Source organism: Mycobacterium basiliense, assembly GCF_900292015.1.
GTDB lineage: Bacteria > Actinomycetota > Actinomycetes > Mycobacteriales > Mycobacteriaceae > Mycobacterium > Mycobacterium basiliense.
In genome coordinates this window covers 4,859,998-4,874,407 of the sequence record NZ_LR130759.1, presented here as the reverse complement: position 1 = coordinate 4,874,407, position 14,410 = coordinate 4,859,998, and the positions used below count along the sequence as shown (strand labels likewise).

Genomic DNA, 14,410 nt, shown 5'->3' with positions numbered 1-14,410 from the left:
GCGACTTCGGCCGCGATCACCGTGCGCGGCCGAAGCGGCGCAACCGCAGCGAATTCGTCACCACGCTGACCGAGGACAAACCCATGGCGGCGCCCGCGACGACCGGATGCAACAGACCCAGCGCGGCAAGCGGTATCGCCGCGGTGTTGTAGCCGAATGCCCAGCCCAGGTTCTGATAGATCGTGCGTAGCGTCTGCCGGGACAGGTCGATCGCAAGAACGACACCGTCCAGCCGGTCCGACATCAGCGTGATATCGGAGGCCTCGATGGCCACATCGGTGCCGCTGCCGATCGCAATGCCCAGATCGGCCTGCACCAGAGCGGGCGCGTCGTTGACACCGTCACCAACCATCGCGACGACGCGGCCTTCGTCCTGCAGCCGCCGTACCTCGCCGACTTTGTCGGCCGGTAGGACTTCGGCGAGCACTCGGTCGATACCGACTTGAGCCGCGATCGCGGCGGTCGTGCGGGCATTGTCGCCGGTGATCAATGCCACCTGCAGGCCCATGGCGTGCAGGTGCTGGACCACGTCGGCGGCGTCGTCTTTGACGGTGTCGGCCACCGCGAGCACCCCCACAACCTGGCCATCCTGGCCGACGAACACCGCGGTGCGGCCGCGTTCCTCGAGGTCCGCGGCCGCTGCAGCCAGGTAGTCGGGCAGGCGCAAATCCTGCTCGTCGACCAGCTTGCGCCGTCCGACCAGCACGGGCTTGCCGTCAACCTCGCCCCGGACCCCATGCCCGGCCAGGTTGGCGAACGCCGTGGCGGCCGGAATTTCCACCTCCCGATCGCGGGCGCCGGAAACGATGGCGGCTCCGATGGGGTGTTCGGAGCCCGCCTCGACCGCGGCGGCGATCCGCAGCACCGCATCGGGCTGGCGCCGATTTCCGGCGATGACGTCAGTGAGCTGCATGTGGGCGCGGGTGAGAGTGCCGGTCTTGTCGAACACGACGGTGTCGATCTTCTTCGAGATCTCCAGCACCTCGCCACCTTTGACCAGGATCCCCATGTCTGCGCCTCGACCGGTGCCGACAATGATCGCTGTGGGTGTGGCCAGGCCCAGCGCACACGGGCACGCGATGATCAGCACCGAGACCGCCGCGGTCATGCCGGCCACCGGGTTGGCGGCGATCAGCGACCACCCGGCAAAGGTCGCGACGGCAACACCAACGACGATCGGCACGAACACCGCGGAGACCCGATCGGCCAACCGTTGCACCGGAGCCTTGCCGCCCTGCGCTTGCTCGACCAAGCGCACGATCTGCGCCAATGCCGTGTCCGCTCCGACAGCGGTGGCGCGCACTGTCAGCAACCCATCGGTGTTGATGGTGGCGCCGGCAACCCGGTCGCCCACCGCCTTTTCGACTGGAACGGACTCGCCGGTGAGCATCGACTCGTCGACCGCCGCCCGTCCGTCGATCACCTCGCCATCGACGGGGATTTTCTCGCCGGGTCGAATCCGCACCAGATCTCCGACTCGCACCCGCTCGACCGGCATCAGGTGTTCCTCGCCGTCCACGATTAATCGGGCTTCTTTGGCGCCCATCTCCAGTAGCTTGCTGATCGCTTCCCGCGTCTTACCGTGCGCCGTGGCTTCGAAGTAGCGGCCCAACACCACGAACGCGATGATCAATGCCGCGGTGTCAAAAAACAGCGGTCCGCCGACGAACAGCTGATACGTGGAGTAGACGAACGCGGTCAGTGTGCCCAGCGAAATCAGCGTGTTCATGTTCGCCGACCTGGCCCGCGCTTGCTGCACGGCCCCCACCAGGAACGGCCACCCCGCGACGAATTGCACGGGTATCGTGGCGGCGAGCGCCAGCCATCCGGCCCACGAGTAGGCGCCAAAGAACATCGTCAAACCGGAGGCCAGCAGCCCTAGCGGCCACGCTAGCCACACCCGTCGCAGCCAGAAACGAATCCCGCTGCTGACTTCGTCTCGCGGTGAGAGCTGGGGCGGGGGCATCGGATCGGGTGAATAGCCGATGCGCTCGAGCGCCGCCCGCAGCCTCGCGATCTGCGGTGGGTGGTCTTGTTCGTCCGCGCGCAGACCCAGCAGCGTTCGGGCGATTCCGCCGATGATTTTCCCCACGACGCCGCCGTTGCTGTGATCGGCCGCGTGTGCGACACGTTCAGACTCGGCCCCGGCGGGGACGTACTTGAAATCCGTGATCGCTGACAGCACCGCCGCGGTATCGCACTGGCCGGGCGAATGCCAGACCACAATGGCCGCCGTGCGCGGATAGGTGCGCACAGCGCGCACACCGTCTACCCGGCTGACCGACTCCTCGACCGCAGCACTCCGGGCGGCGTCGAACTCAAACCCGTTGGCATGCACACGCATCCGCCCGCCAGCGGCGGATACAACGGTGAGGTTGACGTCCGCTTGGCGACGATCCTCAGTGGCTAGCATTGTCGGCCTCGGCCACGATGGTCGGGGTTGCAGCTGTCGCTGGTGGCGGAGGAACCTCCTCGCCCACGCGCTCCGCCGCCTCGGCCAGCACGTCGGCGGCCGCCAGGCGGATCCGTTCGGCGGCCGCCTTGGTCCTGCGCTCGGTCTCTCGCGCGGTGCGTAGGCTCCACGCGGTCGCCGTCACGGTTGCCGATCGCCACGGGGCTTTCGTCAGCGCCTCGTAGGCCGCAACTCCCACAACTCCGGTCGCCACCGGAGGCGCCGCCTTTGCCCACAGTCCATGCCAGAACGTCATTTTGAATGCTCCCTTCGTGTGGTTGTCCCGTCACGGCGTTGCGGACGGCGCTGTTGTGGAATGGGTGTCTTCCATCGGGTGCGGCTAGGGGCGCATTGGCGGCGTCGGAGCGGGCGTCATGTGGTGCTCCCCGCTGGTGCGGCCCCGTGCTGAGCGGGTTCGCCGACCGCGGCGCCACCCAACTGCGCGTACGGCCCGGTGAGGGCGGGGGTGAACTTGACGGCATCGATCAGCTCGTCGATGGCCGCTTGGCCGCGGCCGTCGAGGACCGCGGTGGAGAAGCAGGTTTCCAAGTGGTTGTGCAGCATCACCCGATTCGCCCGTTCCAGTGAGGACTGAACTGCCGATAGCTGTTTCATCACGTCCACGCAGTAGGCGTCGGATTCGACCATCCGAATGATGCCGTCGAGGTGACCTCGAACCGTCTTCAGCCGGTTGAGCGCAGCGCGCTTCTTGTCCGTCAGTTCCTGGCTCATCATTCGCACCGACTCTTCGTCACGCGGCCCAGTATACCCCACCCCACCCGGGGTGGGGTAGTGCCGAGGCCCGGCATGCTGTATCCGCATTGAGGTGGGGCCGCCATGGGCCACTAGGCTGCTGTGGCATGACTGGGCAAATGGGTGTGGTCGTCACGCTCGATAGGCAGTTCCTTGAGCCCGGGACGCCGCTGCTGCATGCCGATGATCTCGCAGCGGTCCGGGGTGACGGCGTGTTCGAGACACTGCTGGTTCGCGACCGGGCGGCCTGTCTGGTTGGGCCGCATCTGCAACGGCTGAGCCATTCGGCCAAACTCATGGATTTGCCCCAACCGGATCTCACCGCTTGGCGCCATGCAATTGAGCTGGCGGTGCAGCGTTGGGCTGCGGCCACCACTGCCGAGGGCGCGATGCGTCTGATCTACACCCGCGGCCAAGAGAGCGGTTCGGCGCCGACGGCATACGTGATGGTCAGTTCCGTACCCGACCGGGTTACGGCCGTCCGGCGCGATGGCCTATCGGCGATCACGTTGGACCGCGGACTGCCGGCCAACGGGGCCGATGCCATGCCCTGGCTGTTGGCCGGGGCCAAAACGCTGTCTTATGCGGTGAACATGGCCGCCCTGCGGCACGCTGCGCGACAAGGCGCCGGCGATGTCATCTTTGTCAGCTCGGATGGCTACATCCTGGAGGGGCCGCGCTCGACGGTGGTGATCGCGGCCGACGGCGACGAGGGGCCCAGCGGCAATCCGTGCCTACTGACTCCGCCTCCGTGGTACCCGATCCTGCGCGGCACGACACAACAGGCGCTCTTCGAAATGGCCCGTGCTAAGGGTTACGACTGCGACTATCGAGCGCTAAGGGTCGCCGATCTTATTGCCGCGCAGGGAATCTGGTTGGTGTCGAGCATGACGTTGGCCGCGCGGGTGCACACCCTCGATGGCCGGCGGTTGGCTCGTGCGCCGATCGCCGAGGCATTCGCCGAGCTCGTTGACGCGGCCATCGTCAGCGACCGTTGAGGCCAGTAAATCTGTTGTGAGCGGCCCGGAGTGGGGGTACGGTCGGCCGTACACAGGGAAGGAGGTGGTCCGCGAAATTGAGTGCTTCATGGACATGTGAGGTGGCTACGCGCTAGCCGCAATGGCTCGGAAGAGCCGGCGTCTCGGCGCTGGCGAGTACCCCGTAGCCACCCGGCCCCCGAGCCTCCGGTCTGTCCAACCGGAATGGCGCTCGGGGGCCGCTCCATATTTGGACCGCGTCGTTACTTTGTCCCGCGGGCGGCCACTTGTTCGGCTATCCGAACGGCGGCATCGGCGACGTTAAGCCCGCACGCCTGAACGTCGATGACCATGTCGGACACCGCACTTAGCGCGTGCTGGCAGGTCCGGTTGCTGCCGTCGGCGAGGGTGCGCACCTGGCTGATCTTGGGGGCGGCGCCGCTGACGTCGCCGACCGCCCATTCGGTGCTCTTGTTGGGCCCGGTGAAGGTGACCGTTTGACCGGCGCACGTTCCCCATTTCGCGGCAGATGTCTCTACGAAGGCGCGCGCCTTCTCCGACGATCCGAAGGTTGCCACCCCTTCCACCACCCGATGGGGCGGATCCTGTCCGGCGGTGTGGAGTATCTCGCCATGGACCAGGGTTGTGCCGCTGCCCTGATAGGCCGATTCGTCGAGCGCTTCGAAGGTGCCCGCGCACTCGGGCTGCGACAACGTCCCCTGCGCAGCACGGAGCTGTTCGACACGTCCCACCGTGACCATGTTCGGGTCGCCCAGGATACTGCCGATTTCGTCGGCGCCCAGCAGAGTCAGGTCCGTGTGGGCCGGCGTCCCGGCGGAACTGGTCGATCCGCTTGGCTTGGCCGACGACTTCTTGCCGGCACCCTGCGTCACGAGCATCACGACCACCACGATTGCCACGATCACCGCGAGGGCGGCTCCACCGATAACGATCAACCGATGACTCGGTCGGCCACCGGTCTTCGCGCCGCGCTGTGCGGATGCGGCGCCGGACGATACCCGGTTCGCCGAGGTTGGCTGCGGGGAGGCCGGTGCGGGCGGGCCCGGCGGGGGGACCGCGGCCGGCGCCGCCGCTGCCGGTCTCGCGCCGGCCGCCGCAACGGACGGCGATTTCTGCTGCTCCAGCGATGCCAGAAGTTCGTCGATTTCGCTGCGGATGCGGTAGGTGACGTCGTGTCGGTTGCGCAACATGCTCAGCAATTGGGCCAGGTCGCGGCGGGCTGAGGGATCACCGCCGTCGTCCGCCAACCCGGACTTGAGCTCGGCCAACAAGATGGTTTGCTGCTGGGGGCTGAGCTCGTTTTCGGTGAGGGTGGAGCTCAGCCGCATCAGATAGGCGAACGGAACGGGTGGTTCTTCGGGCAGCGGCGACGGCAGCGGTTTGGGCGCTGCCTGCAGCGCGTGCACGGCGCTGATCAATTGGATGCTGGTGTCAACGGTCGGGTTTTCGTATTCGACTATCTGAAGTGCGGCAACCGGATTTACCCGCACGCTGTCGACGGGGCCGACGCGGACGGGAAGGATGGGCCGGTTGAGAGCCTGCGCATAGCGGAACTCGGCCTGGCAGGGCTTGGACTCGAGCCAGTGGTTCGACAAGGCGACGATAAACACGTCTGCGGCCCGGATTTGCTCGAGAATCATGCTCCACCAGGCCTCGCCGCCGCCCAGCTCTTCGTCGAACCAAACCTGTTGGCGTCCACGTCGCAGGGCCGCGGTCAGGGCTTCGATCAGGGGTCTGTCCTGGCTGGAGTAACTGATGAACAGCCCCATAGCGTCTCCTATAGCTAAGGCGGGGTGAACAACAAAGCGGGTCGGCTACTGCGCCGGTTTCGCATGTTGCGGAGGGTTCGGGCAGGCCCGGTCCGATGCCGACTACGCGCCGATACCGTATCAGTGTTCGCCCGTTCTGGGGGGTGCTCATCGAATCACGCTGATTCGGTGTCAACAAAGACCGGCGGGCTCGATGCGGAGTCACCCCGCTAATCGCTCTCGCCGACGTTCGCCCCTGCTGAGGGATGGAATTCGACGTAGCGGCGGGCGAACTCATCACCGGGAACGGGCCATTGCTCGCCGTCGGTGCCGCGGACCACCCAATCGCCATCTGCTGCGGTGGTGGGCCCCTCCAAGGTGTTGACGATCTCGCCCGCTTGGGCCGGCCTGGCTTGAACGGTTCCCCTACGTCGCCACAGACCGTCGGCGGCCTGGTCGTAGGTCGCGCGGAAGATATCGTCTCGTACCGACCAGCGCTTGCCGTCAGCTTGCACTGCCCAATCTCCCGCAGCGGCGTGCATGGTGTGCCCGGAATCCGATGTCCAAGTCCAAGGGGCGCCGCGCTGTTCGGCGCTGACCGTACCGACGCGGGTGAACGACTGCCACAGCGGACGTGACCGATAGCCGAGCTGGCGCAGGCTCCACAGGGTGGCCGCCAAGCTGCGCACCGCGGCGCTGAGGAGCTCCGGATTGCTTTCGACGACAGACCAGTCGACGAGCTTGTCGTGGATTCGGCGGGCATCGTCGCGCGGGGTGCCGTACTTCCAGCCGTTGCGCCGGTAGTAGCGACACCAGTCGTCGTGTTCTGTTTTGGCCATGCTCAGCGCCGAGTAGCGATCGAAGCCCATGAGCGCGAGCTGCTCCAGCGGCGGCAGATCGGTCATGTCGCGCCCGGAGAGCTGGGCCGGAATGGTGCCCCAGGTGTTCCAGGTATGTCCGGCAATCTGTTCGACCATCCACAACGCGTTGCGAACCTGGCGTCGGTTGGATCCGCGGTAAAACTCGTCAAGCTCGGACCACGGCATCGCCGCCGGGGACCTCGGCGAGCTCGGCCCGATCGTGGCGACATACCGCTCGTGGATGAGCCTCGCCGCCCGTTCCCAGGCATCGTGGACTTGACCTTCGCGCGTGTCCAGCACCAGGGAGTAGGACTGCAGCATGCCGACCACCTGAATCGAATCGTCAGTGATATTGGTGTTGAGGTCCGATGCGTAGACGGGCAGCGCCGGGAAGCGGGCTGCCAGTCTGGTGCCCGTCGGCGCGACTTGGGTGTCCACCAAGATCACCGCGCTCGTGTTGGGGCCCGCTTCGGCGATCAGCCGCAGCAAGGTCGGTATTGTCGGCGATTCAGCCACCGCGTCGATGGTTGGACCCTCGGACATAAAACCGGCCTGCTGACGGTAAAACTCGTGATCTTTCAGGTAGTCTTCGGCGTCTGTTTCGACGAGTGTCAGTGCCGGTAGCGGTGCCACACCGGGTGGGGTGTAAAAGTCGCGTTCCAGCGCGCGGCGTGTCAGGTCCGCGGCCAGCGCCAAAGTCAATTGTGAAGTGCCGCAAACGAAGATGCGCTCGACGTTCCCGGTGGCGATGATGCCGTCGAGAAGTCGGCTCGCGGTCATCTCGTACTTGCCGACGACATCGGCCGCCCACCGGGTATCGGAGCCGCCGAACTGTTGAGCGCGCCACGCTTCGGCTAGCCATGGATCGTCCATGCGCACGATCAACGGCAGCCGCTGCTTGTGGCCCACCGCGGCGAGCCGACGGCTGATCAGATCCAGCCACAACAGGTTGGTCGCCGGGTCGGGCGCCATCAGATAGAGCCGGCTGAGGTGACGCCACAGCCGCAGCGAGGTCAAGGTCGATGGGTTGTTGAAGTCCACCAGCACGACGCGGGCGCCCTGCCGGCGCGCTCGCTGTACCTTGTCGTCGCCCGCGCTGGTGATCACTACCAGGGTGCTGCGCCGGTCCAACGTTCGTGCGGCCGCGCTGATCATCGCTTGGCTGTCGTCGTTGACGCCGACAATGACGGTGACGGAATCGGCCAGGTTGGCGCGCAACCGGTCGACCTGAGATCGGAAGACGCCGACTACGACGCCACCCAACCCGGTAAAGATCGCCGAAACCGCTGCCATTCGGGCTATTTCGAGGCCCACGGGTGTGGGGCTCGGGCAGATGTGACCAGCGAGTGAGTAGTCGCCGCTGCTGCCTTTGATCAACTGCGCAGTCAACATCAAGGGGGTGAACACGGCGGGATGGTTAGCGTCGTGACACCCCCAGTACGAGCTGAGGCCGAGGATCGCGCTCATGCTGATGAGTACGGCAATCACGGTGAAGGACACGCCCACCAATTGGTGACTGCCGCTTGACCGGAAGGTCATGACGATCACCGTGACCAGCACCCCGACCACGATCGCGGTGGTCGCCATCGATCCCGGTCTGCCGAACCAGTGCAACCAGTGCGGCAAGGTATTGAGGATCGCGGGTTGGGCCGCCACGGCCGAGAGGTAGGCGATTAGCAACACGCCGAGCCCGGCCACGGACCGCCGCACCCAGGTGGGGGCTGTTCTCCTGGAACGCATCCGGCCGACCTCCCTTCCCGGGACATCGCAGCTTATCGGCGGCTAGGACGCGAACAGTACACGCAGAATTGGCAACCGCACGCAGCAGCGGGTTTGCCGTCCCGGTCGACTTGGCGACCAGCGCTGCGGGCCGCTACCCGACAAACCGGGACAGGCGCGCCGACAGATGCGGCACCAAGCCGCCGTCGGCGTCCACGCGTTCCTCGACATAGGCTAGATCGCCGCCCTCGACGATGCCGTACAGCCGTTTGGCCCCGCCTACCAACACGCCGGACCGGCTGCGGGCCAGTGCGTCGGTGACCAACTCCCAGGACGACTGGGTGCGCGGGCGACCGTAGAACAATTCGACGTATCCGGCCGAGTGCGCCAACAACAACTCGATCGCCTGCGACTCGCTCGGATCGTCCTCGGGGTCGCTGACAAAGCGCCAGAAACCCGTCTCGCGTAGGCCAGGTTCCTCGTATTCCCCTTGGTCGCTCATGCGCCAGGACCGGGCCTCCCAATTCAAGTAGTCGCCCCCGTCGTGAGAGACCACGATCTGCTGGCCGAACCGGTAATCACCGTGGGGTCCGCGACCCTCGCCCTCGCCGCGCCATACGCCGACTAACGGCAGCAACGCCAGCAGGTCATCGTGCAGATTGGCGCCTTCGCGCAGGTTCGCGGTGTCGGCGGGGACCGGCAGATCGTCGAAGGCCGGGATGTTGCGCGCTGCTGTCAGCTTGGCGCGCTCTGCCGCCTGGAACATTCCAGCGGCGGTGCGATCGCCAGAGCCCGCCACCGCATCCGGTCCGTCATGGCTTGTTTCGGAGGTCACGACTCGTCGGTGATGAGCCGATACAGCGTGTACAGCGCAAACCAGGAGATGACCACGGTGGCAAGAACCAGCATGATCTCGTAGAACAGCACCACGGGGATGAGTCTATTCGGCTTTGCGCTCTAACGAGGCATACGGGTACCGGCTTGGTTGGCCGGTCAGGCGATCTTGACGTCTACCTCGTGGATGCCAGCGCCTGAGGGCCGAACCACCGCGTCACCGTTGCCGGCCTTGGACAGGGCGCGCACGGTCCAGGATCCCGGCGCGGCGAAAAACCGGAAATCCCCGGTGGCCGATGCGACGACCTCTGCGGTGAATTCGTCGGACGAATCCAATAGCCGCACGAACGCACCGCCCACGGCTTGTCCTTCACCGTCGACGACGCGGCCGGTGATCACCGTCTCCTTCTCCAGGTCGACGCTGGCGGGCAACGTCAGTCCTTGTTTCGGCGCAGTGCACATATCAGTTTCCCAACTCGATCGGGGCACCCACCAGGGAGCCGTATTCCGTCCAACTGCCGTCGTAGTTCTTGACGTTGGTGTGTCCGAGCAATTCGTGCAGGACGAACCAGGTGTGTGAAGAGCGTTCTCCGATTCGGCAGTACGCAATGGTTTCCTTCGCGCCGTCCAGGCCGGCGTCGGCGTACAGCTTGGCCAGTTCCGTGTCGGACTTGAAGGTGCCGTCCTCATTGGCGGCCTTGCTCCACGGCACGTTGATGGCGCTGGGGATGTGCCCAGGTCGCTGACTTTGTTCTTGCGGTAAGTGCGCGGGCGCGAGGATCTTTCCGGAGAACTCGTCGGGGGAGCGCACGTCGACAAGGTTCTTGACGTTGATGGCGGCTATGACCTCGTCGCGGAATGCGCGGATCGCATTGTCCGGCGCGGCGGCCGTGTAGGACGTCGCCGGCCTGTTGACGGGGTCGGTGGTCAACGGGCGTCCGTCCAGCTCCCATTTCTTGCGGCCGCCGTCGAGCAGCTTGACCTTGTCATGCCCGTAAAGCTTGAAATACCAGTAGGCGTAGGCGGCGAACCAGTTGTTGTTACCGCCGTAGAGGATCACGGTGTCGTCGTTAGAGACGCCCCGGTCGCTCAGCAGTTTGGAGAATTGTTGGGCGTCGACGAAGTCGCGCTTGACTGGGTCCTGCAGGTCTGAGCGCCAGTCCAGCTTGATGGCGCCGGCGATGTGGCCGTCGTCGTATGCGCTGGCGTCCTCGTCGACTTCGACGAAGACGACGTTGGCGGCGTCAAGATTGCTCTCAGCCCAGTCGGCAGAGACCAGGACGTCGGAGCGTGCCATGGTGTGGGTCCTTTCGATTTCTTTCACGTGAACAGCTGTTAGGCAGCGCCTGGACTGCGTCGCAGGCGAGCTGCAAGCGGGTACAGCTCGCAGCCTAGGCAAATGCCGAAGGCGGCATTGAGGAAGGCGGCCACCAGCGCTAGCGCGGTCGCAACGGTGCCCACCACGAGCGGGCCGACGGCAAGTCCGACAACGCCACTAGCCGCGAAGAAAAAGCCGAGCAATTGGGCGAACTTCAGGGGAGGTATCGGTTCGCGCTCTCGGACCGGACCCAGCCGCGGTGCCACCACTGTCGCGAACACCAGGCCATAGGGGTGCCGGCGCGGTCCAGCGAAAGCGCCGATCGCGAAGACAACGGTCTGCAGGCCCAGCGCGATGGCGGCAGCCACGGGGCTGAACGCAGAGATAACGAGGATGGCAGTGAGAACTGCGGATGTGACCCACGCGGTGAACCTGGGCCCGCGCACATCCACACCGGCCGTTATGGCCGGACTGCTACTGCTCGACACGTACTGCTCCTAGATACGCCGATTGCCAGGACATGGTGGGAGGTTGGCCACGGTAGGAATCCGCAGCTGCTCCGAGTGGCCGCGTGGATGGCGCAGCTACTCAGCAGCTACAGCAACAGCAACAGCAACAGCAACAGCCCGCGATACGGCACAGGTCGACTGCGCGGCGTTTGGTGAGCGTTGGCTCGAGGCGGGCTGGCACGCCGGTCAGCTTACCCAATGACATGGTGATCAGGCCAACGCAGTGCGAGGGCGGAATTGCTGGTCGGCGGCGGTCGTGCTGATCGGCGTCATCACGACTGTTTGAACTCGGTCAGTGAGATGCTCACGTCGTCGGTGATGCCTTCGATGATCACATCCGAGCCGCGCGCTCCCACCGTGTTGGGCGCCACTCCGAACGGGAGCTTCTGGTTGGGCAGCCGGGTGCCGAAGGCGCGCAGCACCGCGTCGCGCTTGTCGTCCGGAACGGTCTGGTCCGCGGTGTCGGGGCCGGTCACAACGCGGATCGGGGTGACTACCAGGGTGGTCGGGTCGTCTGCTGCGACCGACAGGTCCACCGAGACGCTGACGCGATGATCGAAGCCCGCCGACGTTGGGGTTCCGCTGAACACCAGCCCGTGGCTGCCCGATATCCCGGATTCGGTGGTGCCGCCGGTGGCATCGTTGCTCTCTTGCGGGGGGGCCTGCACCATCAGGTCGCTGATTCCTACGTAGCGGCCCAGATGCATCGAGTCGATGATGATTCGACTTTCCAGCTTGCGCACCGACAACCGTGCGTCGGGCTCGATCAGCCAGGACGCGCGGGACAGGTCGATCGAGTGCATGGTGGCCTCGAGCGTGGCCACACCGACGGTTGAGTGTTCGACGGCGTAGGCCTTGATCTCCAGCTCGTCGTATCGATGCCGCATGGCTTGCGGGATGAACGGAAAGCCGATGATGGCAACAAATGGGTCTGATCCCAGGTCGGCCGCCTTGCGGACGCTGGTTGAGAGTCGGTATTCGGCGTAGATGCTGGCGCCGAAGTCGATGACGACTGCGGTGAGGGTGACGACCAGCAGAAAAATTGCCAGTGTGGTGAGGCCGATCAGCACCTTGCGCATCCGCATATTGTGTCCTACCGCCGGCGTGACCCGGTGGAGTCGCGGCCCGTGGGGGCACCGCGCACCGGCCCCATGACGTCACATCTATCGCAGATGTCACACCAGCCCCTGGACCTGAGGGCACGCATTTTGCCCGCCTCATAGCGACAACTGTGGCCCGGCTCCTCGGTCGTGGGTGCTCGCACGACGTCGTCGTCGGGCGGTGGTGGGTGGCCCGCCTCCTCGGTCGTGGGTGCTCGCACGACGTCGTCGTCGGGCGGTGGTGGGTGGCCCGCCTCCTCGGTCGTGGGTGCCCGCACGACGTCGTAGTCGGGCCAAAGACCAGGTGGCAAGTTATCGTTAGATGAGCTGGGCGCTAACGTCACGTGTCGCGATGAATCTGGGAGATGCCTTTCCCACGACGCTGGAGGGGCTTTTTGGAGTTATTACTACTGACCGCGGAGCTGTATCCGGACCCCGTACTGCCGTCGCTGTCGCTACTTCCCCACAACGTGCGGACGGCCCCGGCGGAAGCTTCATCGTTGCTGGAAGCGGGTAACGCGGATGCCGTGCTCGTTGACGCGCGCAACGACCTCTCGGCCGCTCGCGGTCTGTGTCGACTGTTGAGCACGGCAGGCCGTTCTGCCCCCGTGGTGGCGGTGGTCAATGAGGGCGGTCTGGTGGCGGTGAGCGCCGACTGGGGGCTGGACGAGATCCTGCTGCCCAGCACCGGACCCGCAGAGATCGACGCCAGACTACGTCTCGTGGTCGGTCGGCGCGGAGGTCAGGCCGACCAGGAGAGCGTCGGCAAGGTGAGTCTGGGTGAGCTGGTGATCGACGAAGGCACCTACACGGCCAGGCTGCGTGGCCGACCGCTTGACCTCACCTACAAGGAGTTCGAATTATTGAAATACCTGGCGCAACATGCCGGCCGTGTCTTCACGCGCGCGCAGCTGCTGCACGAGGTGTGGGGGTACGACTTCTTCGGCGGCACCCGGACCGTCGATGTGCACGTACGGCGACTGCGCGCCAAGCTTGGTCCGGAGCACGAGTCGTTGATCGGCACGGTACGTAACGTTGGCTACAAGGCGGTTCGCCCCGCGCGCGGCCGAGTCTCATCTGTTGATTCTGACGACGAAGACGCCGAGCCCGACCGCGACGGGTACCCGGATCCGTTGAGCGACCCACTGCGAAGTCAGTGAGCCTGCCGCAGTGGCGCTCGGCTCTTACCGCTGAGGAGCAGCAGGGAGTACGCGAACTTGTCTCGGCGGCAACAACCTTCGATGGCGTTGCGCCCGTTGGCGAGCAGGTGCTGTTGGAATTGGGCCAAGATCACTCCAAGCATCTGCTGGTTGGTGACTCGCGGCCGACCAATGCGCTTATTGGCTATCTGACTCTCACCCCGGCGCGGACGACCCATGCCGCGATGGCGGAATTGGTCGTGCATCCCCAGGCCCGGCGCGGCGGTGTCGGCACCGCGATGGCGCGTGCGGCACTGGCAGAGACCGCCGGGCTAAACCAGTTCTGGGCGCACGGCACCCTGCCGGCCGCCCAGGCCACGGCGTCTGCGCTGGGACTGACCCCGGTCCGGGAGCTGGTTCAGATGCGCCGCTCGTTGCAGGATGTCTCCGAACCGGAAATCCCGGCGAACCTGAGGATCCGCACCTACGCCGGCAACTCCGATGACGCCGAACTGTTGCGGGTCAACAACGCTGCATTCGCCCACCACCCAGAACAGGGCGGCTGGACGAAACGGCAGCTGGCGCAGCGGCGCGCAGAACCATGGTTTGATCCCGCCGGGCTGTTTTTGGCCTTCGACGAGGCCGCCGACCCAGGCAGCCTCCTGGGATTCCACTGGACCAAAATCCACCTCGACCGCCCCGGGCTGGGCGAGGTGTACGTGCTGGGGGTGGACCCGGCGGCGCAGGGGCGCGGTATCGGCAAGACGCTGACAGCGATCGGCCTCAACTCGCTGGCCCAGCGGCTGGCGGACCCCGAAGGCGGCGAATATCCCACTGTGATGCTCTATGTGGAGTCGGACAACATCGCCGCGATGCGCACCTACCTGGGCCTGGGCTTCACCGTCTACAGTGTCGACACCGCCTACTCGCTGGTCACGTCCGATGCTGCAGCGGGCTAGGTTTCGCCAATCGGCATGGTT

At 65.6% G+C, this 14,410-nt stretch carries 14 protein-coding genes; 3 read left to right on the top strand and 11 right to left on the bottom strand.

Annotated elements, in window-relative coordinates; translation table 11 throughout:
- Positions 1-16: 16 nt before the first annotated feature.
- The 3 genes from MB901379_RS20660 to csoR all read right to left on the bottom strand — a co-directional run bounded on the left by MB901379_RS20660 (position 17) and on the right by csoR (position 3,184).
- A complete protein-coding gene (locus tag MB901379_RS20660) occupies positions 17-2,413 on the bottom strand; it encodes a copper-translocating P-type ATPase (protein ID WP_408632312.1) in 2,397 nt (798 codons plus the stop codon).
- Positions 2,400-2,708, bottom strand: coding sequence for a DUF1490 family protein (locus MB901379_RS20655; protein ID WP_158018304.1), 309 nt, complete (start codon positions 2,706-2,708; stop codon positions 2,400-2,402). Before MB901379_RS20655 ends, MB901379_RS20660 begins: the two co-directional genes overlap by 14 nt.
- A gap of 116 nt (positions 2,709-2,824) precedes the next feature.
- Positions 2,825-3,184 (bottom strand): copper-sensing transcriptional repressor CsoR, encoded by a 360-nt coding sequence (gene csoR / locus MB901379_RS20650; protein ID WP_158019348.1) that lies wholly within the window; start codon positions 3,182-3,184, stop codon positions 2,825-2,827.
- Positions 3,185-3,330: 146 nt separating this feature from the next.
- Here csoR and MB901379_RS20645 point away from each other — a divergent pair, with 146 nt between their 5' ends.
- Positions 3,331-4,203, top strand: coding sequence for an aminodeoxychorismate lyase (locus MB901379_RS20645; protein WP_158019347.1), 873 nt, complete (start codon positions 3,331-3,333; stop codon positions 4,201-4,203).
- A 242-nt stretch (positions 4,204-4,445) separates the two neighbouring features.
- Here the strand turns inward: MB901379_RS20645 and MB901379_RS20640 are convergent, their stop codons facing one another.
- The 8 genes from MB901379_RS20640 to lmeA form a co-directional block, all read right to left on the bottom strand.
- On the bottom strand, positions 4,446-5,972 hold the full coding sequence (locus MB901379_RS20640) for a sensor domain-containing protein (RefSeq protein ID WP_158018303.1): 1,527 nt from the start codon (positions 5,970-5,972) through the stop codon (positions 4,446-4,448).
- A gap of 209 nt (positions 5,973-6,181) precedes the next feature.
- On the bottom strand, positions 6,182-8,551 hold the full coding sequence (locus tag MB901379_RS20635; protein ID WP_158018302.1) for a hypothetical protein: 2,370 nt from the start codon (positions 8,549-8,551) through the stop codon (positions 6,182-6,184).
- Between the two features lie 133 nt (positions 8,552-8,684).
- Positions 8,685-9,296 carry an FABP family protein gene (locus MB901379_RS20630; RefSeq protein WP_232022159.1) on the bottom strand — a complete coding sequence of 204 codons (612 nt, stop codon included), beginning with the start codon at positions 9,294-9,296 and terminating at the stop codon, positions 8,685-8,687.
- Positions 9,297-9,523: 227 nt separating this feature from the next.
- Positions 9,524-9,826 carry a DUF1416 domain-containing protein gene (locus MB901379_RS20625; protein WP_158018300.1) on the bottom strand — a complete coding sequence of 101 codons (303 nt, stop codon included), beginning with the start codon at positions 9,824-9,826 and terminating at the stop codon, positions 9,524-9,526.
- Position 9,827: 1 nt separating this feature from the next.
- Positions 9,828-10,661 carry a sulfurtransferase gene (locus MB901379_RS20620; RefSeq protein ID WP_158018299.1) on the bottom strand — a complete coding sequence of 278 codons (834 nt, stop codon included), beginning with the start codon at positions 10,659-10,661 and terminating at the stop codon, positions 9,828-9,830.
- Between the two features lie 38 nt (positions 10,662-10,699).
- Positions 10,700-11,170 (bottom strand): DUF4395 domain-containing protein, encoded by a 471-nt coding sequence (locus MB901379_RS20615; RefSeq protein WP_158018298.1) that lies wholly within the window; start codon positions 11,168-11,170, stop codon positions 10,700-10,702.
- Positions 11,171-11,270: 100 nt separating this feature from the next.
- The gene (locus MB901379_RS25370) at positions 11,271-11,396 is read right to left on the bottom strand and encodes a putative leader peptide (protein WP_408632311.1); all 126 of its coding nucleotides are present in this window, start codon (positions 11,394-11,396) and stop codon (positions 11,271-11,273) included.
- A 67-nt stretch (positions 11,397-11,463) separates the two neighbouring features.
- Positions 11,464-12,276: a mannan chain length control protein LmeA gene (lmeA, locus tag MB901379_RS20610; RefSeq protein WP_158018297.1), complete on the bottom strand. Its 813-nt coding sequence runs from the start codon at positions 12,274-12,276 to the stop codon at positions 11,464-11,466.
- Positions 12,277-12,656: 380 nt separating this feature from the next.
- Here lmeA and MB901379_RS20605 point away from each other — a divergent pair, with 380 nt between their 5' ends.
- Complete coding sequence (locus tag MB901379_RS20605) at positions 12,657-13,451, top strand: winged helix-turn-helix transcriptional regulator (RefSeq protein ID WP_158018296.1); 795 nt, start codon at positions 12,657-12,659, stop codon at positions 13,449-13,451.
- Positions 13,448-14,389, top strand: a complete 942-nt coding sequence (gene mshD, locus MB901379_RS20600) for a mycothiol synthase (protein WP_158018295.1) — start codon at positions 13,448-13,450, stop codon at positions 14,387-14,389. The genes MB901379_RS20605 and mshD overlap by 4 nt, the downstream gene beginning before the upstream one ends.
- Positions 14,390-14,410 lie beyond the last annotated feature (21 nt).